The organism is Vibrio hannami (assembly GCF_029589055.1).
In the GTDB taxonomy this organism is placed as follows: domain Bacteria; phylum Pseudomonadota; class Gammaproteobacteria; order Enterobacterales; family Vibrionaceae; genus Vibrio; species Vibrio hannami.
In genome coordinates this window covers 145314-164493 of record NZ_JARQZP010000003.1, presented here as the reverse complement: position 1 = coordinate 164493, position 19180 = coordinate 145314, and the positions used below count along the sequence as shown (strand labels likewise).

The 19180-nt window shown below is 43.9% G+C and carries 13 protein-coding genes and 3 pseudogenes; 5 read left to right on the top strand and 11 right to left on the bottom strand.

Annotation, left to right across the window (positions count from 1 at the left end; genetic code table 11):
- Positions 1-50: 50 nt before the first annotated feature.
- Positions 51-2609, bottom strand: coding sequence for a winged helix-turn-helix domain-containing protein (locus tag P7F88_RS02165; RefSeq protein WP_277821712.1), 2559 nt, complete (start codon positions 2607-2609; stop codon positions 51-53).
- A 395-nt stretch (positions 2610-3004) separates the two neighbouring features.
- On the opposite strand from P7F88_RS02165, the pseudogene P7F88_RS02160 reads away from it, so the two are divergent.
- A pseudogene (locus P7F88_RS02160) lies at positions 3005-3873 on the top strand (SDR family oxidoreductase).
- 156 nt (positions 3874-4029) lie between these two features.
- Here the strand turns inward: P7F88_RS02160 and P7F88_RS02155 are convergent.
- Positions 4030-4181 (bottom strand): annotated as a pseudogene (locus P7F88_RS02155) (tryptophan--tRNA ligase); the annotation flags it as partial.
- 114 nt (positions 4182-4295) lie between these two features.
- Here P7F88_RS02155 and P7F88_RS02150 point away from each other — a divergent pair.
- Complete coding sequence (locus tag P7F88_RS02150) at positions 4296-4634, top strand: cytosolic protein (RefSeq protein ID WP_277821711.1); 339 nt, start codon at positions 4296-4298, stop codon at positions 4632-4634.
- A gap of 138 nt (positions 4635-4772) precedes the next feature.
- Here the strand turns inward: P7F88_RS02150 and P7F88_RS02145 are convergent, their stop codons facing one another.
- Positions 4773-6512 (bottom strand): methyl-accepting chemotaxis protein, encoded by a 1740-nt coding sequence (locus P7F88_RS02145; RefSeq protein ID WP_277821710.1) that lies wholly within the window; start codon positions 6510-6512, stop codon positions 4773-4775.
- Positions 6513-6700: 188 nt separating this feature from the next.
- Complete coding sequence (locus tag P7F88_RS02140; RefSeq protein ID WP_277821709.1) at positions 6701-7903, bottom strand: MFS transporter; 1203 nt, start codon at positions 7901-7903, stop codon at positions 6701-6703.
- Positions 7904-8070: 167 nt separating this feature from the next.
- Here P7F88_RS02140 and P7F88_RS02135 point away from each other — a divergent pair, with 167 nt between their 5' ends.
- The gene (locus P7F88_RS02135; RefSeq protein WP_277821708.1) at positions 8071-8946 is read left to right on the top strand and encodes a LysR family transcriptional regulator; all 876 of its coding nucleotides are present in this window, start codon (positions 8071-8073) and stop codon (positions 8944-8946) included.
- 144 nt (positions 8947-9090) lie between these two features.
- The gene (locus tag P7F88_RS02130) at positions 9091-9846 is read left to right on the top strand and encodes an SDR family NAD(P)-dependent oxidoreductase (protein ID WP_277821707.1); all 756 of its coding nucleotides are present in this window, start codon (positions 9091-9093) and stop codon (positions 9844-9846) included.
- 92 nt (positions 9847-9938) lie between these two features.
- Here the strand turns inward: P7F88_RS02130 and cobA are convergent, their stop codons facing one another.
- The 5 genes from cobA to P7F88_RS02105 all read right to left on the bottom strand — a co-directional run bounded on the left by cobA (position 9939) and on the right by P7F88_RS02105 (position 15840).
- Positions 9939-10703, bottom strand: coding sequence for a uroporphyrinogen-III C-methyltransferase (gene cobA, locus P7F88_RS02125; RefSeq protein ID WP_277821706.1), 765 nt, complete (start codon positions 10701-10703; stop codon positions 9939-9941).
- A gap of 93 nt (positions 10704-10796) precedes the next feature.
- On the bottom strand, positions 10797-11651 hold the full coding sequence (locus P7F88_RS02120) for a formate/nitrite transporter family protein (RefSeq protein WP_277821705.1): 855 nt from the start codon (positions 11649-11651) through the stop codon (positions 10797-10799).
- A 113-nt stretch (positions 11652-11764) separates the two neighbouring features.
- Positions 11765-12091: a nitrite reductase small subunit NirD gene (gene nirD / locus P7F88_RS02115; RefSeq protein ID WP_277821704.1), complete on the bottom strand. Its 327-nt coding sequence runs from the start codon at positions 12089-12091 to the stop codon at positions 11765-11767.
- Positions 12088-14679, bottom strand: a complete 2592-nt coding sequence (gene nirB, locus P7F88_RS02110) for a nitrite reductase large subunit NirB (RefSeq protein WP_277821703.1) — start codon at positions 14677-14679, stop codon at positions 12088-12090. Before nirB ends, nirD begins: the two co-directional genes overlap by 4 nt.
- A gap of 258 nt (positions 14680-14937) precedes the next feature.
- On the bottom strand, positions 14938-15840 hold the full coding sequence (locus P7F88_RS02105; RefSeq protein ID WP_277821702.1) for a LysR family transcriptional regulator: 903 nt from the start codon (positions 15838-15840) through the stop codon (positions 14938-14940).
- 128 nt (positions 15841-15968) lie between these two features.
- Between P7F88_RS02105 and P7F88_RS02100 the strand changes: the two genes are divergently transcribed.
- A complete protein-coding gene (locus P7F88_RS02100) occupies positions 15969-16757 on the top strand; it encodes a DODA-type extradiol aromatic ring-opening family dioxygenase (protein WP_277821701.1) in 789 nt (262 codons plus the stop codon).
- Between the two features lie 72 nt (positions 16758-16829).
- Here the strand turns inward: P7F88_RS02100 and P7F88_RS02095 are convergent, their stop codons facing one another.
- Entirely contained in the window at positions 16830-17654 is an 825-nt protein-coding gene (locus P7F88_RS02095; RefSeq protein WP_277821700.1) for a beta-keto acid cleavage family enzyme, read from the bottom strand.
- Positions 17620-18998, bottom strand: a pseudogene (locus P7F88_RS02090) (aspartate aminotransferase family protein). The gene P7F88_RS02095 and the pseudogene P7F88_RS02090 overlap by 35 nt, the downstream one beginning before the upstream one ends.
- Positions 18999-19180 lie beyond the last annotated feature (182 nt).

Genomic DNA, 19180 nt, shown 5'->3' with positions numbered 1-19180 from the left:
CAGGGCTCTTTACACACATCACCAGATGATGTGAATTATCATAGTTTGGTTCAAGAAAGTAACTTATGTAACTTCGCTTTATTTATGGCGGCGCGGCGGTTGCTGACACCAAGCTTTGAATAGATGTTTTTTGTGTGAGTTCTGAGCGTATTGAGGCTAACGAAAAGCTTTGACGCAATTTGAGGGCCGCTGAGTTCAGTGTCTAGCCACTGCAGGACTTGCGTCTCTTTTGCACTTAAAGTCTCAACCAGTGAATCTGCTATTATCATTGGTGAGAGCTTTTTCGGTGCTAAATCATATCTTGTAAATAGCTCATGTACAGCTTTGATCTCTATACGCCATACATCGGCGCCATTCTCTGCCATTAGCAATACCGCCTGCCTAAGTGCATGCTCTGCAGATTTTTTATCTTTGTTAGCTTCAGCGTCGATAGCACAAGCCACTTTCTGAACAAACTGTAATGTAGGCGGTGTATCCTCAGAGAAGGCATTATCCTGAGTCGACGAGACTTCCCTTCGCTCGTTTGGCTGTGTAATGAGATAAGTTAAATAGGCTAAGCTATTGATATGAAGAGGCGTGGAACAAAGAGTCTGTTTTGTGAGTAATTCACGGCTGCCTTGGTTAAGCAGGATAATACCTTTCCAGAGCGAGGGTGGTCGATGGCATGGATTGGGCGTCTCAACATACAGGGCCTCTGCATCACTGATGTACTTTAAAGCATCTTCAATACGGTTCTCTACGGAAGCAATCCTTCCAGAAATTAGCGGATAACGGTATTTTGTTTCCTGCATAGAGCCTGAAGCACCAAACTGCTGAGCAGTATCAAGCAAACTTAATGCGCTCTCAATGTTGCCTTGCTCAAATTCAATTTCTGAAAGCAACAGATATACATCAGCACTACCTTCGACAGTGTAGCTTCTACTTTGATCAACCCTATCAATCGCCGATTCGACAACAGACCTAGCCTTAGTCAACCAGCCAAACTGGTAATAGAAATCTCCCAGTAAAAAACGGCTTGTGATTTTAGCGCTGATATCTTCAGAGCGGTCCATATTGGCCACAGCGGCTTTAAGGCTACGTTCCGCAGCAGAAATCTCGCCATCCCGCCATAACGCAATACCTTCTAAGGCTCGGGAAGAGCCACGCCAAACCTGTTCATTTGTTGGTAACACATTCAAAGCATTACGAACCCGCTCAAGTACTTCTCTGGTATTGCTTTGAGCCGCATATATATAGGCTTGCCCGATATTGACTATACCCAGAGCTGTTTTTTCCTGGTCGTTTAATGGTGTGACACATCGCTCGAAATGTTCCTTTGTTGCATCAAGCAAAAACATTCCTTGCTCGGGGTTGTGAGGCAAAAGCACCAAACTGTAGTAGCCTGATAAAACTGGAAATGCTTGAATGCTTTCTATATCGACCGATGCAAGCCACTCTATCAGTTGAGAATCATGTGAATATGTACGTGCGGTTGGCCAATGGTTTTCTAATAGCCTCAGCAGCTCTTTTTCCCCACAGCAACGAATATATTGAACCGCATCAGCGAGGCGATCCTTGTCGGCCATCCATGCCACCGCACGCATATTCAGCTCACGCATTCTCTCCTCTGTGATATGGGCGTGAATGCGTAAAACATCAGCAAAGAGGTGATGATAACGATACCAGTTTCTCTCATTATCCAGAGAGATAAGAAAGATGTTGTTTGACTCTAGGTAAGTGAGTATTTCACCACAGTCTTCCCTGTTTAGTACATGATTGCAAAACTCGACAGAAAGCACTTTCAGGAAGAAAGTTTCACGTAAAAAGTGTCGCACCTTTTCGTTCATACCAGAGAGTACTTGCTCTGTCAGGTAATCGAGAATATAGGTATGCGTACCTGAGAGCCGAGTGATTATATCTTCAGGATGAGCACTACTATTGAGTGCCAAAGAAGAGAGTTGCAAACCAACTGCCCAACCTTCCGTTATTCTATTTACAGCGGCCACATCACTTTTTTCCAACTGCGCATAACAGGTGTAACTCAACAGCCTCCCGGCTTCTTCATCCGTAAATTTTAAGTCGGATGCGCGAATTTCAATAAGCTCTCCTTCCGCCCTTAGTCTGGCGAGAGAAATTGACGGATCTGAGCGCGTGATAAGAACCAGGTGAATGTTTTCAGGCATTCTGTCTAGAAAGTTATTGATAACAGAATCTGTCACAGCGGAGCTAGCTAAATGATAATCATCCAGTATCAAAGTTAGCTCTTTCTGATAATAGGCTAACTCATTTATCAGGCTGGTAATTACGTGGTCTGCATTGATCTCTTTCTGCACCTGAACGAGATCCCATGCTTCTTGCGCAAGGGTAATGTCCGCCTCTCTGAAAGCTGCGATAAGGTAACTCAAAAAGGTGTCAGTGTTTTTGTCATTACTGTCCAAAGATAACCAGGCAAGCTTTTCTTCCTTTCGGGAACACCAATCCGCAACCAGGTTTGATTTACCAAAACCTGCGGGAGCGGATACAAGCGTAAGTTTAGTATTAAAAATTTGCTTTAGTTTATCCGATAGAGCCTGTCTCAACACATAGTTTGATTTAGGCTCAGGAATGTAAAGTTTCGTTTTAATAATCATTCACATGCTCTGGAACGTTATTCTCGCCCTTTCCAAGTCTGAAAAGAGGTTGGAAGTACTATATACAATAGTAAAAACCAGAGTATCAAGGCAACTCCAAACAGACTAGAGAAGGTTTTATAAGATTCTAACAAGGTACACAGCCCCAAAAGAGTCACGGTTTACGGTGTTGCTCGCTTAACTGCAAAAAAACAAGGTAATGGTCAGATGGAGCAGTGACAAGAAATGCGGATCTAGCCTGGTTTATTGAGTTCATAGCAGTGATTCCTGAGTAAACAAAACAACGGCTCACACTACCAATAACCATGGAAAACATAATCACCACATATGGTGATTTAATGGCTAAGATTTCGGTGTAAGCTTTCAGAACTTAATTCAGTTGGGGAGACAAACAAGTGAAGAATAAAACAAGAAAAGTTCTGGTTGCAGGAGCAACTGGATACCTAGGCCGCCATATCGTTAACCAATTAAAAAACTCAGGTGAGGAGTTTTTTGCTTTAGCAAGAAATGCAGAAAAACTCAGGCAAACCGGGCTTAGTGATACACAAATTAGAATAGCAGAAGTTACCAGCCCTGATAGCCTAAAGGGAAGTTGTGAAGAAGTAGATATTGTTATTTCATGTGTTGGTATCACAAGGCAAAAAGATGGCCTCAAATATATGGGTGTCGATTATCAAGGCAACTGTAATTTACTGGAAGAAGCGCTGCGGGCCGGAGTAAAAAAATTTATCTATATTTCGGCATTCAACGCACCTGAGTACAGACATGTTCGTTTGCTCAATGCCAAAGAGACATTTGCTGACAAGCTGCTCTCCACACATCAGTTAATCCCCTGTGTCATAAGACCGAACGGATTTTTTCCGACCTGGAAGAATATTACAAAATGGCGCAATCGGGCCGAGCGTATGTATTTGGAAGCGGAGAAACTCAACTAAACCCTATCCATGGCGAAGATCTTGCGGATTTTTGCGTAAAAGCCATCGACAAGAATGATCGTGAATTAAGTGTGGGCGGACCTGAGACATTATCTGTAAGCCAGATAGCAGAATTAGCATTTGAATCTCAGAACAGAATCGCAAAAGTGACACATTTGCCGGACTGGGTACGAAAAACAGCGTTGTTTATTGCGGCTTCTCTACCTGAGCGCATAGGAGGACCCGCAGAATTTTTTCTTGCTGTCAGTGCAGGAGATATGATAGCTCCCCCGAGTGGGAACAAAAAACTGGCCGAACACTTTCGAAAACTCTACCTCTTAGATAAATGATATCAACAAAAACACAAGGCAATGCGAGTAATAAGACAAACTACTTAAAATTAAACAAAAAGGCATGGGACTCCAGAACTGACGTCCATATAAAGTCAAAATTTTATGATGTTGAGTCATTTAAAAAAGGGAAAAGTTCGCTAAATCCACTCGAGCACCAAGTCCGCCTCGTTGGTAATGTTCCTTCAAGTGAGTGATGTAGTTTGAATCTGGATGAAATGCATCAAAATAGGTAAAACAACGTTTCCTTCAACACGACAACCAGCATCGTCAACCTTCAAGTAATTTGGGTCGGTATCCATTGATTTTGTCTAGTGAATGCCTAGAAACAGCCCTGATGTACCACCTTTATCAACTAAATGTCTACTATGTTCTCCCCTGATAGTGATAAAGTCTCCACATCAGAATTATCGAGAAACTCCATGTTTATCCATCATGTTAACGGCATCGACTGGCTGGTGATTACCGCTTTTGAAGAACTGAAAACTCTATTTGTCGAAGAAGCTGGTACGATCCCATCTTACTTCTCTACTACCAGCGAATTGAGCCTGATTGATCAAGCCAAGCGAGCTTATGGTTTTTTGCCCACATTCAGCGGCGTAATTACCGATACCGGCACATTTCAAAGCCGGAATAACGAAGAAGATTTGCACCCACAACTTGCCTGTTTAGTTGCGGGGCGTGGTCGGGTGTTTATCTATCATGGCGGCTTTGTGGCTTTTGTCGATGACGATCAAACCTTTATTACCCGAATGGACTGAAAATTACTCGGTAAGAAAAGCAATGGGGCGGTTAACTGTCGAGCTGTCCTGCGACACTTTGTCAGTGATGCCGCACTACTAAGTTAAAAGAGACAAAAAGCCAAGGGCCAGTTATCAACTAACTGGCCCTAAACTGACTTAAATCTTAAACTTCCCAACAATATTAACCAGTTGCTGATTTGTGTCTGTCAGCTGAAGCGTACTTTCTACACTCGCTCTACCATTGCTGTTAAGCGTTTCTATCATTCCCTGTATCGCATTCATGTTGCGGTTAATCTCTTCAGCAACCGAGCTTTGCTCTTCGGCGGAAGTAGCTATCTGAGCAGTCAGATCATTGATTTCTAGTACAGCAGTGTTAACAGTATCAAGAGAATCCATGACCTGCGAAGTAATTTCAACTGTCTGCTGACAACTATTTTTAGTAGTGTCCATGCGGGAAACCAACTCGTCATTGCCAGACTTCAACTTGTCCAGCATTGAGGATATTTCAGCAGTACTTGTGTGAGTACGAGATGCCAATGCGCGCACTTCATCAGCCACCACTGCAAAACCTCGACCTTGTTCACCCGCCCTCGCAGCTTCTATCGCTGCGTTTAATGCCAGTAAGTTGGTTTGCTCTGCAATCGCTCCAATCACTTCCAAAACGCTGCTGATTTCATCAACATCTGCTTTTCGGGCGATAACCGAAGAAGCCATATTATCAACTTCGTCCATCAACTCATTAACACTAGACATAGCCCCCTGAACCGCTTGTTTAGATATATTCGCCTGCTCGCTTGTGCTCTGAGTATATTTAGCAGCTTCTGATGCGCTTTCAGCAACCGATTCAGCCGTTGCACTCATTTCGGTTACTGAGGTTGCAGCCATTTCCATTTCAGAACGGTGAGCAGTCAGCAAATCCTGGTTCGAGCCGGTCTGCGCTTCTAGTTGAACGATTTCCGAACTGATACTCTGACTTGAGCCAGATACATCCTTCATCATCATCTGGAGGTTTTCAATAAAGCGGTTGATGCTCAATGCTATCTGTCCAAGGTCGTCTTTTGTTTCAACTTTCAGTCTACGAGTTAAATCACCACTACCACTGGCCAAGTCAGTAATAAGTTCTCGTAACGTCACGATTGGTCTGAAAGCCAAATTAATTAAAACAATACTAATGGGAATTATAACTGCGGCGGCTATTAGCAATGCGATTGTAATGGAACCGTTCAAGCTATCTGTATTTGATTGAATATAACCATTGTCCACATAACCAGTAAGTAGCCACTCCTTTCCACCAAAGCTGATTGCTTCAGAAATCGGCATTAAGTCGCCATCGATTTTATTACTGAATACGACCGTTTTCTTTTCATCTAGTAGCTCAAAGTAACTGCCCTCTCCAGAAGACTCTGCCAACAACTGAACGACAGAGCTGAGATCGGCGTAAAAAATATTACCCGCTTTATCGTCTTCCGAAACAGAGATATAAACCATTGGTTTATCGTTTTCTATGTAGACGTCACTGACATAAGTTTGTCCAGGATATGAACCGATAATATCTAAATAAGCCTGAGCATCCGATCCTGGGTCAAGAATGCCATCCCTGGTCACAACCGTACCGTAGGTAACTTTTACAATGTCAGCAAACCCTGTTTTTTCGATGGTTTGCTTCATTTCGTTCAAACTGAAATTAGATGCTTCAGCTAACTGCACGCCACTGGTAACCGTACTTTCCAGCAACTCTTTTACCATCCCTACTTTGTTAGTGATGGTTTTAGTATCGCTAGACGAAATATAGTTGTTGATAAAGTAATTTGCGCTAAGGAATGAAGTTAATACGGTCACTGTTATTATAGAAATAACCAGACCATACATCTTAGCTTTGAATGACACCTTTTTCATTTTTATTACACTTCCTTGGAGATTGACGCATCATTTTAGCTATAAATAACTATATTTATTATGAAGAGTGTCACTAAATTGCAGCTAAAAATATGATCTTTATGAGCTATTTTATTAATTTTAATGCACTAAAACCTTACCTTTTAAAAAATAAGAAACTAATTTACTATTAAAAACAGTCAACACAGCTAGATAAATTGCTGAGATGAATGCTTTTTCTTCATCAGCAATATCTGGTACATAGAAAGTAATATCGCTGCACAACTTAGTGCAATGCCACTCGCCACTAATACACCTTGCCAGCCAGAAAGCATAAATGCTGGCTCATAGTACAAGACTCCCAAACTTGCACCCGAGTAATAAAACAGACTGTACAGCGCCTGTGCACTCCCTCGGGCTTTTTTCACAGATTTACCAATAAGCGTACTCGCGTTAGCGTGGCAAAAGAAAAAGCCGACAGCAAGCAAAATCATTCCTACGATCATGAAGAAAAGCTCATTGAGATGCAGGAGTAGCACGGAAAAAGTCATGATAACAATTCCCAACCCAATTCCAGCGACCTGACTGTGTTTTTGGGAAAATTTACCCGCTAATGATGAGCTAGTTGTTCCTCCTAAGAGCGTTAAAAACATCATGCTTCTAAGATCGCTTGGCATGCTATAAGGGGCTTGTTCCAGTACCAACATCAAATAATTAGTAATATTTACAAAGCAACCAAAGCCAATACCTATAGTCAAATAAATTAGTACCAACCTTAACTTGCCCATATGGCGGGCATACGTTCTCACGCTGTTATTCAAACTGAATTTTGCAGGAGTAAAATGCTTTTGCTTGGGTAATAGTGCATAAATAGCAAAGAACATCACCGTGCTAATTGCAGCGACCAGGTATCCCCCTGATGCCCAACCACCAAACATTTCTGCACCAAAACCACCAATTAGTCGACTACATAGTCCACCGAGGGTGTTTGATGCGATGTAAAAACCTACCGCGGTTGGTAGCCAGCTTTTTCTTAGTTCATCGGCTAATAGAGGAACCGCAACAGCAGGACACACAGCAAGAAACCCACCTTGAAAAAAGCGTAAGATCAAAAAGGTGGTGTAGCTTTCAGCCAAAGGAAGCAACAACGATACACAAAGACCAAGCCCTATGCCGACCAGCAGTACAGAACATCTACCAAGTGAGTCCGAAATAGTTGCACAAACAATTAACCCCAGCCCCATACCCAGTAGCGGAGCAGACATCGCCAAGTTGGCTTCAATGCTGGTTATATTAAAGCTTTCTTTAAGTAGAGGCAGCAAAGGCTGCAACCAATAAATATTGGCAAACGTGATAACTGAACAGAGGCAAACACAGAGAATATATCTTTGATAACGAGTTACTTTTTTCACTTTTTATGACTTCTATACTACGAGCGGTGGCATGATTAATCGGATGTATAACGCGTAGCATAAAAATTCATTGCCAATAAATAAAATATAATATATTTATCTATGTCATATATTTTTTTTATACCCTTTAACTTAAACCGAATCCTGAAGATAAGAGGAGCTATTCTTTGGAACTCAGACAACTTAAGTACTTTCTTTCCGTTGCAGAACAGGGATCTATATCCGCAGCTTCTCGCAAGCTTAACCTGGCACAACCTGCAATTAGTTCTGCGATAAAAAAGCTGGAGACAGAGCTAGAAACCGCGCTGTTTTATCGACAGGAGAGAGGGGTTAGCCTTACTATTGCCGGAGAAGAGTTTCTAGTTCATGCCCGCCAAATTCTGAAGCAAACCGCCGATGCTCAGCTCTCCATGAAAAACCTAAGCGGTCTTGATACTGGTGTTGTCGAGATAGGCGTTCCCAGCATGATCGGCTCGTACTATTTTCCCCCCATTCTTATGGCGTTTAAACACCAATACCCTGGATTACAGCTGAATGTGATTGACGATGGTACTCATAATATCCAGCAAATGCTGTTAAACGACGAGATTGAGCTAGGCGTTATCGCCGACCAGTACCTCACTCCAGAGTTGGATAGCGGCACATTAGTTAAAGAAGAGATGGTGGTTTGTATGGCTGCAGACCACCCACTAGCCCAAAAAGAGCGGATAGAATACAAAGATTTTCTGGCGCATGAACTGGTGCTGTTTCGCAAAGGTTATTACCATCACTCGCTTATAAACCGAATTAGCCGCGAAGAAAAACTCTCGCCCAAAATCGCCTTCTCTAGCAACCTGCTCCCACTTATCAAAAGCATCATACGGCAGGGATACGGAATCTCACCCATGTGGAAAGTCGCCATTCAGGACGATGACAGCATAGTAACAAGGCGGTTTAGCAAACCCTTCTATATCGAGTTGAGCCTTGCCTGGAAAAAAGATCGTTTCTTGTCTAGTGCTAATCAGGCATTCAGAGACTTTGTGCTGGCAAACGTAGGGTCTTAAATACTCATTTAGACCGATTTTCTGAACGTATATCTCATCAACACGACTCCTTAGGGTTTATTTGTATTATTATATTGCATTAATGCAATTTTATGATAATCTAAAACCAATTAATTAAGTTCACTCAACGGCAAGAGTACGATTATGTCTAATAAAATTGCACTGATTACAGGCGCCACTGGCGGTATCGGTTTCCAGGTAGCGAAACGCCTTGGTAAAGATGGTTACACAGTTATCCTTAACGGTATTGAAGATGAAAACGGTGCTGCACGAGTTGCAGAACTAAATGAAGCTGGTATCGAAGCAGAATACTACGGTTTCGACGTTACTGATGAGCACGCAGTAACAGAAAATGTACAGGCAATCGGCAACAAATTCGGCAAAATCGACGTTGTTGTAAACAACGCTGGTGGCCTTGGTGGTCGTAGCCCTATCGAAGAGATGACAACAGATTTCTTCCGTAAAGTAATGGCTCTGAACCTAGACAGCGCATTCTTCGTATCTCGTGCTGCTATCCCGTTTTTGAAGAAGTCTGACAACGCGTCAATCATCAACTTCACTTCAAATGCAGCGTGGAACGCTGGCGGCCCTGGTGCTGGTATTTACGGTACTTCTAAAGCTGCGGTACACACACTAACTCGTGCGCTTGCTAAAGAACTAGCACCGGCTGGCATCCGTGTAAACTGTGTATCTCCAGGTACAATCGATACACCTTTCCACAAGCAGATCAAAGAAACGAAGCCAGAAGTATTTGCTTCATGGGCAAACAGCATCATGCTTGGCCGTCTTGGTCAGCCAGAAGAAGTTGCTTCAGTTATTGCTTTCTTAGTTAGCACTGATGCTTCTTTCATGACCGCTGAAACCATTCAGATCGGTGGTGGTCAGGCTCTGGGTATTTAATTCCCAAAAAGCTAGATTTCAGTTTAGAAAGCCACATCATTTAGTGATGTGGCTTTTTATTTGTCTGGCAACTGATTGTTATTCAAAAAATGTTATTCCGGCTTAAACCAACTAAGTTTTTGGTGAAAAGATGTCACCGAACCGATCACAATCAAAGCAGGGCTTTCTGCCCCGGCAGCGGTTTCTTGAAGCGAGCTTAAATCGCAGCTCAACACTCTCTGAGATCGGGTCGTCCCCTTCTCAATCACTGCACAAGCTAATTCGGGGTTTAACCCGTTCTCTATCAACTTTGATGCAATATAAGCGCTTTGCTTGAGCCCCATATAAAACACCAAGGTTTGATTAGAATTCGCCAGTGCATTCCAGTCGATTTCCTGACCATCTTTCTGGATATGCCCGGTCACAAACTGTACTCCCTGGGCATGTTCTCTGTGCGTTAAAGGAATACCAGCGTAGGCAGTCGCTCCAGCAGCGGCCGTAATGCCCGGTACGATTTCGTAGGCGACACCGTTTTCAGCCAGAGCTTCTATTTCTTCACCGCCACGACCAAAGATAAAGGGATCGCCCCCCTTCAAACGAACGACTTTTTTTCCTTCCTGAGCCTTATCTACCAGAATCTGATTTATCTGTTCCTGAGGAACGCTGTGAAAATCGAGCTTTTTCCCAACATAGATCATCTCCGCGTCATCACTGGCGAGTGCAATTATCTCAGGGGAAACCAGCCGGTCGTAGACCACAACTTCTGCTTGTTGAATGACCCGGTGACCTTTAACTGTAAGCAAATCTGGATCTCCGGGTCCAGCACCGACAAGAGAAACAAAGCCACCAGATTGATTCGAAAATGTATTAACTGTCATAAGGTATAAACCCGATAGATAAAAAGAACAAAAAAGGAGCTTTGCCTCGCTGAGGTTAAGCTCCCTTTAATAATAGATGATATGCTGAATTACTTAGTTAGTACCAAATGCAGGTTCCGCATTTACTTTTTCTGTTTGCTCAGCGTCAATAGCAGGCGCTGTTTTAGCGTGAGTCAGGTATAGAGGGATACAGGTACAAACAAGACCACCTACAATGTTACCCAAAATAGTTGGGATAAGGTTGAAGTTCAGCCACGTTGCAATACCGAAGTCAGCACCTAGCATCATACCTAGTGGGAACAGGAACATGTTCACAACAGTGTGCTCAAATACAAGTGCGAAGAAGATAAAGATAGGTAGCCACATCGCCGCAATCTTGCCTGCAACTGTACGTGCGGTCATATTACCGATAACGCCCAGGCACACCATCAGGTTACAGAAAATGCCACGTACAAAACAAGTAATCCAACCATCGGTTCCAAGAGTTTCAAAACCAACAGTACGGGCAGTTGCAACCGCGATAATCTTCTGAGCTACCGCATTGGGGTCGATAGTGAAGTTTTTCGTTAGAGATAGCGCAATCAGAAATGCCACAATAAGTGAACCAATCAGGTTACCCAGACCAACAAGGCCCCAGCAACGAAGAATTCGGCCCCAGGTGATGCCCGGACGATTTTCAAATTTTGCCAGAGGAGCGAGGCCAAATACGCCTGTTACCAGATCATAACCCATCAGGCTAAGAATACAAAAGCCTACTGGGAATACCAATGCGCCAACAACACCCATGCCGGTTTGAACGATTGTCGTGATAGCAACTACCACAGCTAACGACAATATAACACCCGCCATGGTGCCACGTAATAAGAGATCACGAGTGCTGGTTTTCACTTTCGCTTCGCCAACATCTATCATGGTTTGTACAAATTCTGCAGGTTTTAGATCTGACATCTTATGTCCCTATTCAAAAGTTAAAATTTAAAAGTTAAGAATGAATAGTCAAAGGCTCTCGATTGATACCGAAACAGGCTCACCGAAAGCCCTTTGCTATTAATACTTATCGATTAAGCAGAAACTTCTACCTGCCCGTCGATGGTGCGAACCTGAAACGCCTTGATGTTAAACTGTTCGTCTTCCATACAAACGCCAGTCTTTAAATTAAAGCGCTGTTTTTTCAGCGGGCTAGCTACCCAAAGCTCGCCCTTATGTTCTACCGTCAGACCACGTGACAACACGTTAGCCTGAAAGAACGGATCCATATTGCTGATGGCAAATACTTCTTCAGTCGCTCTTGGGCGAAACACCGCTACCTGCTCACCTTCAACCAAAGCGCAAACGCCAGTACCCGGAATGATGTCATCTAGCTGACAGATTTTTGTCCAGTTGCTCATACCATTTCCTCCGATTTAGCTGATGAACCTACGTTTAAAGAAACATGCAGGATGTCCCCTTTCGCTTCAGGGTGTTTCTCAGCAAATGTTGCCGGACGGTGTTGCTCACGAGCCTGAACAAACATGACGTTGTTGTCGCGCTCTTTCGAGTTAACAAAGTGAGAGAAGCGCTTCAGCTGAGACTCGTCACTGATGGTGTCTTTCCATTCACAGCTGAAGTTTTCCACCAGCTTCTGAACGTCTGCTTCAAGTTGGTCATTGATGCCGAGCTTGTCGTCGATGATCACCTCGCGCAGATAATCGATGCCGCCTTCAAGGTTCTCCATCCACACAGATGTACGCTGAAGTTTATCTGCGGTACGAACGTAGAACATCATAAAGCGGTCGACGTATTTGATTAGGGTTTCTTTGTCCAGGTCAGAAGCAAGTAAGTCTGCGTGACGTGGTTTCATACCGCCGTTACCACAAACATACATATTCCAGCCTGCATCGGTCGCGATGATACCCAGATCTTTGCCCTGCGCTTCCGCACATTCACGGGTACAACCAGATACACCAAACTTCATTTTGTGAGGAGCACGAATACCTTTGTAGCGGTTCTCCAGCTCAACACCTAGGCCAACACTGTCTTGAACACCGTAGCGACACCAGGTACTACCCACACAGGTTTTCACCATGCGTAGAGATTTGCCATATGCCTGACCTGTTTCGTAACCAGCATCAATTAGCTTGCTCCAAATAGCAGGAAGGTCATCCTTCTGAGCGCCAAACAGACCAATACGCTGCGCACCAGTAACTTTGGTATACAGGTTGTACTCTTCTGCAACGCTTGCCAGAACAGCCAGCGCTTTTGGTGTTACTTCACCACCCGCCATACGAGGAATAACCGAGTAAGTACCATCCTTTTGCATATTGCCAAGGAAGTTATCGTTGGTATCATGCAGAGAAACCAGTTTTGGTTTCAGGATATGTTCACCCCAGCATGAAGCCAGAATAGAACCCACGGCAGGTTTACATACTTCGCAGCCGTAGCCTTTACCGTATTTCTCTATAAGCGCGTCAAATGTCTTAATGCCTTCGATTCTAATCAGGTGGAATAGCTCCTGGCGAGAGTATTCAAAGTGTTCACAAATGTGATTGTTTACCTCAATACCCGATTTTGAAAGCTCTGCATTCAGTACATCGGTGACCAAAGGAAGGCAACCACCACAGCCAGTACCTGCATTTGTAGCCGCTTTAACATCCGCCAAAGTGTGGTGACCATCTGCAACCGCCTGAGCAATCTTTCCCTTGGTCACATCAAAGCATGAACAGATCACAGCGCTTTCAGGCAGAGAGTCGGCACCTAGTGCAGGTTTTTCAGCACCTGCATGAGCTGGTAGAATCAAGGTATCCGGCTTTTCAGGAAGGTCGATATCATTCAGCTTAAGCTGGAGAAGATTACCGTAATCAGATGTGTCTCCAACCAGTACTGCACCCAGTAATTTCTTACCATCTTCAGAAACAATAAGACGCTTATAAACTTCTTCGTCTTCGTTCAGGTAAACATAACTTTTGCAGTTTGGTGTGCGGCCATTTGCGTCACCGATACTGCCAACCTTAACACCTAGCAGCTTCAGTTTTGCACTCATATCGGCACCTTCGAAACTGTTCTCGTTGCCAATAAGATGGTCAACCGCTACCTGAGCCATTTTGTAACCAGGAGCAACAAGGCCGAAGAAGGTCTCATTCCACGAAGCACATTCGCCAATAGCATAGATGTTTTCATCAGATGTCTGGCAGAAATCGTTGATAGCTACCCCACCACGAGGTGCAATCTCCAGCTCAGCCTGACGTGCAAGCTTGTCCTGAGGACGGATACCGGTAGAGAACACGATAAAGTCAACTTCAAGGTCAGTGCCATCTGCAAACTTCATTGTGTTTCGGGCAGACTCACCTTCAGCGACGATTTCCTGAGTATTCTTGCTGGTATGAACCTGAACACCCATACGTTCGATTTTGTTGCGAAGCTGCTGGCCGCCTTGAAGGTCAAGCTGCTCTGCCATCAGTACTGGCGCAAATTCGATAACATGCGTTTCCACACCGAGAGCTTTAAGTGCACCTGCGGCTTCTAGTCCAAGAAGACCACCACCAACAACTACGCCACTTTTGCTCTTCTTCGCCGTCGCTTCAATCGCTTTAAGATCTTCGATGGTACGGTAAACAAAACAATCAGGACCTTCGTTGCCTTTGATCGGTGGAACCCAAGGGAAAGAGCCAGTCGCAATCACTAGTTTGTCGTATTTTACTTCACGACCGCTGCTAGAGTAGATGATCTGGCTTTTACGATTAACGTTGATTGCACGTTCTCCAATCAAAACATTAATGCCATGCTTTTCGTAAAAACCTTCTTTAACGAGCGAGAGTTCTTCCGCCGTGTGGTGAGAAAAGTAAGAAGATAGGTGGACTCGGTCATACGCTACCCGAGGTTCTTCGCAGAATACCGTGACATCCAAATTCTGAATATCCGCTTTGTCTACCAGTTCCTCGATATAGCGATGCCCTACCATACCGTTGCCAATAACGACCAGACGCATCTTTTTGCTCATTGGGTTACCTGAATGTAGTAATCAAAATTAGCTAGAGTATTAGTGAGGCAGGTCACACAATTACTGATGTAAATCAATTTTGAAAAAAAACTACACTAAAGAGGTATGTTTAAATTGTGAACAAAATCACACGCAAACCCTGTTACGAAAAGGGCTCTTACTGACAAATTAAGCAATAAAATAGTTTCGTTATTTATAGAAGATAACGAAAGCATTTGAAGAGCTTAAGTTAAGAATGTTGGATATCACATCCGCTAATTAGCACTGATCCCAGTAAGGAACGTCATCATAATAATTACTGAGAAAGTCAATAAATGCTCTGGTTTTGCTTGGAAGAAACTGGCGGTTCGCATAGATCAAATATAGCCCCACAGGATCAGGCTCATACTCTTCGAGGATACGGACTAATTTTCCTTCTCTCACGTAATCTCCGGCAATAAACGTAGGCTGAATGGTAACCCCTGCACCTAGTATGGCAGAGCTCACCAGCATATCTCCATTGTTGGCACACACGCTATAGCGGATGTTCTGTTCACTAGCATTAACTCCTAGCAATGCGGTCAGTTGATCCTGATCAGCATAGGAGTAGTTTAAAAAATCATGTCCTGCTAACTCTTCAGGCTTTGACGGTGTACCATTTTTTTCTAGATATTCCGGTGACGCCAGGATCGCGATTCGGCTGGTGGTAATTTTTCGTGCGATAACACTTTCGCTTTTTAAGCTACCAATACGAAGAGCGATATCGACTCCTTCTGCCACAATATCTACCTTGGAATCAGTCAGATTCAATCTCACTTCTACATCGGGATATTTGGCCTGAAAGTCAACCAGTACTCGGGGAAGATGACGATGACCAAAAGACATTGGCGCATTGATTGTAAGAACGCCTGCAACCTTTTGATGCCAGTCGATTAGCGCATTTTCCATCTCATCAATATCATTCAGTACTTGATTACAACGTATCGTATATTGACGCCCCGCTTCCGTCAGCGTCACTTTTCTGGTGGTTCTGTTTAGGAGTCTGGCCTGGATTTTCTTTTCCAGATTGGAAACGTATTTGCTGACAAGTTGAGGAGACATATCAAGCTTGTCTGCCGCCTTTGAAAAAGAGCCCTCTTGCGCCACTGTCACAAAAGTTTTCATCATATCCAGCTTATCCATGCCACACCTTTTTTGAAACGTAATGTTTATAATAATTCAATAGTAGCATTATTTATAAACATATCCACGATTAGTATTCTTAGTCTTATACACAGAAAACTGTGGTTTGAAAGTAAGGAGCCCAAAGCATGAATACTAATAAACAACCCGCACTTTTTATCTCTCATGGCTCTCCTATGTTGGCTATGGAAGACTCTGAAACTTCACGCTTCTTGAAGCAGCTTGGGCAAAGATTAGAACAACCGAAAGCGATCATTGTATTCTCAGCTCACCTGGATATTCCCAACGACATTGTTATTACCGCAGGTGAAAGGCCTTCTTTAATCTATGACTTTTATGGTTTTCCCGAACCACTTTATCAACTCGAGTACCCTGCACCTGGTAACCCGGATTTAGCGACTAAGGTTGCTGAACTGCTTTCTTCCGCCGGGGTGTATGCAACACTGGATACACAACTAGGGTGGGATCATGGCGTATGGATGCCATTGCTTTTGATGTTCCCGCATGCAGACATACCTGTAGTACAAGTTTCAATTAACAGTCGCCTTGGCGCTGAATTGAATTACAAGTTAGGCCAGCTTCTCGCTCCTTTACGCGATGAGGGTGTACTGTTGCTCGGTTCTGGCGGAATAAGTCACAACTTACGTGAAGTGTTCAACGCAACCCCTGACCAGGGTAGCCGGAATAAAGTTGACTCTTTTACTTCGTGGGTAAATGAGAAACTGCTCTCAGGTAATATTGACTCATTACTGAACTACTTAAAAGAAGCACCTCATGTGTTCTATAACCATCCGACTCAGGAACATTTTATTCCTTTGTTTAATGCGATGGGTAGCAGCAATTTATCAGAGGTAACCCGGTTACATAATGCGGTCCAGTACGAGGTACTGGCGATGGATGCTTATCAGTTTAGTTAAAGCAAAGCCCAAGCGGAAAGCTCAGGCTTAGAAAGCAATTCTAAGAAACTACATGCTAATCAGCTATTGAATTTATCCACCTGTTCTGAAGTAATTTTGGTAACTTATCGCGTCATCTAGCTCTATATTTAACATTCTTGCCTGCTCCGAAAGATTGGTTATTTGCGTGGCATTGTTTTTTGCAGGGTTACCAAATTTATCCAGGTGATTATTCTCAAACCCAACCCTGATATCCCCACCAAGTAGCATGGCCGCAGTAAGGCACTGATGTTCTTTGGGACCAAATGCACACACTCCCCAACGTTCGTTATCAAGCAACTCTCTGGACAAGAATGGAATCAGATCTGATGGCTCCGAGAACTGATCTTTCTGATAGCGTCCTAACACTAGCAATGCATGGCGCCCCCTAACAGGCAAGACTCCGTCTCTACACAGTGAAAGATATCTATCCACATCCTCACGATCATAAAGAATATATTGAGCTAATATGTTCTGATCGGCGACCCAGTGAAAAAACTGTTCAGCTTTAACTAAATACTTTTCATCGGGGACTAGCTCCTTAAGAGCAAAAGATGCCGCAGGGGGGCATATCTCCCGAATCAGTTCCATCTGTTGCTCCGGAGAATAGATACCAATAGCCTCTGTTGTGAGTTGAATTATAACACTGTCGCCCACCCTATCTTTCAGCTCGTTAAACAGCACCTGATTATCGTCAACAGCAAGGCTATGGTTACCGTTTTTGTCTCTGGCATGGACATGCACCATTGCCGCTCCCGCATCGCGGCAGTCAAGAACATCATTGACTATCTCGTCAACAGTAACAGGCAACGCGGGATGGTCCGACTTTTGTTTTCTCGCCCCATTAGGCGCAGCGATAATAGCTATCCTGTTTCTCATTCAGGCTCTCCTTAACTTCCCAATGTGCGGCACACTCTTTAATGGCAATTGTTAGTTTATATACAAGCTCTTCCAGTTCGTTGTCACTGATAATAAAAGGTGGCGCGAGCAAGATATGGTGGCCTGAAGAGCCATCAATGGTGCCGGACATTGGATAACACATTAATCCCAACTCCATAGCCTTCGATTTGATTTTTTTATGCGCCAGCGTTGAGCTATGTAAAGGACGCTTGGCACTCTTGTCAGATACAAGCTCAATTCCCAGAAACATCCCTTTCCCCCGGATATCTCCGATATAAGGAAGTGACGATAAATCTCTTTGCAACAAACTTTTTAGCTTCTTGCCCTGTTCTTGCACTTTTTTGAGTAGACCATCTGAAATAATGGTTCGCACCGTTGCTAACGCGGCTGCACACGCCATCGGGTGCGCCATAAAGGTATGCCCATGCTGGAAAAAACCACTTCCACTGGCAATTTTTTCGAAAATTTTATTACTTGCGATCACAGCCCCTATAGGCTGATAACCCGCCCCCAGCCCTTTGGCAATCGTTACTAAGTCCGGAACCACTTCTTCTTGTTCAAAAGCATAAAAGCTACCCGTTCTGCCTACGCCACACATCACTTCATCAAGAATCAGCAGTACGCCATACCTATCGCAAACTTCACGCACAAGCTTAAAATAGTGTTTAGTAGCAGGGACAGCTCCGGCAGTCGCACCAACTACAGGCTCTGCTACAAATGCCATTACATTATCAGCACCAATATCCAGAATGGTTTGTTCCAGTTCGTCAGCCAACCTTTTCGAGTATTCGATTTCCGTTTCATCAACACGCATATCGCGATATGCGTTGCAAGGTGAAACGTGGTGAACATCTGAAAGCAATGGTTCAAACTGAGTTCTTCGCCACTGATTTCCTCCAACAGCCAGAGCCCCTAACGTGTTTCCATGATAGCTTTGCCGACGCGCAATAAACTGTGTTCTCTCAGGCTGACCAATTTCGACGAAGTATTGCCGTGCCATCTTTAAGGCTGACTCTACCGCTTCTGAACCTCCGCTTACGAAGTACACATGATTGAGGGGGCTGGGGCCAGACTCGCGAGCAGGCTTGCAAGTTGTTCACTACTGCTCGAAGTAAAAAAGCCGGTATGCGCAAACGGAACAGCTTCAAGCTGCGCCATTACTGCATGCTTTACCGCTGCATGGTTATGGCCCAGGTTCGAAACCGCAGCACCTCCACAACCATCCAGATAACGCTTACCATCGCTATCGTATAAATAAACGCCTTCTCCACGAACAACCGTTGGCAACTGACTGTGGCAGTGACGATGAAATACATGAGTCATACCGGATTCCTTTGTGATTGCTTGTTTTCGGCTATTGATACCCCTGTACGAGTCTGTAAACAAATGAATAGTTTTCCGACGGCATGAGCAAAAGGAATGGGTATCACCAAAACTGTGCATTTTCTTATAGTGACGCACCAATAATCAGCATATTAAGAGCAATAAACAGGTAATAAACGTAC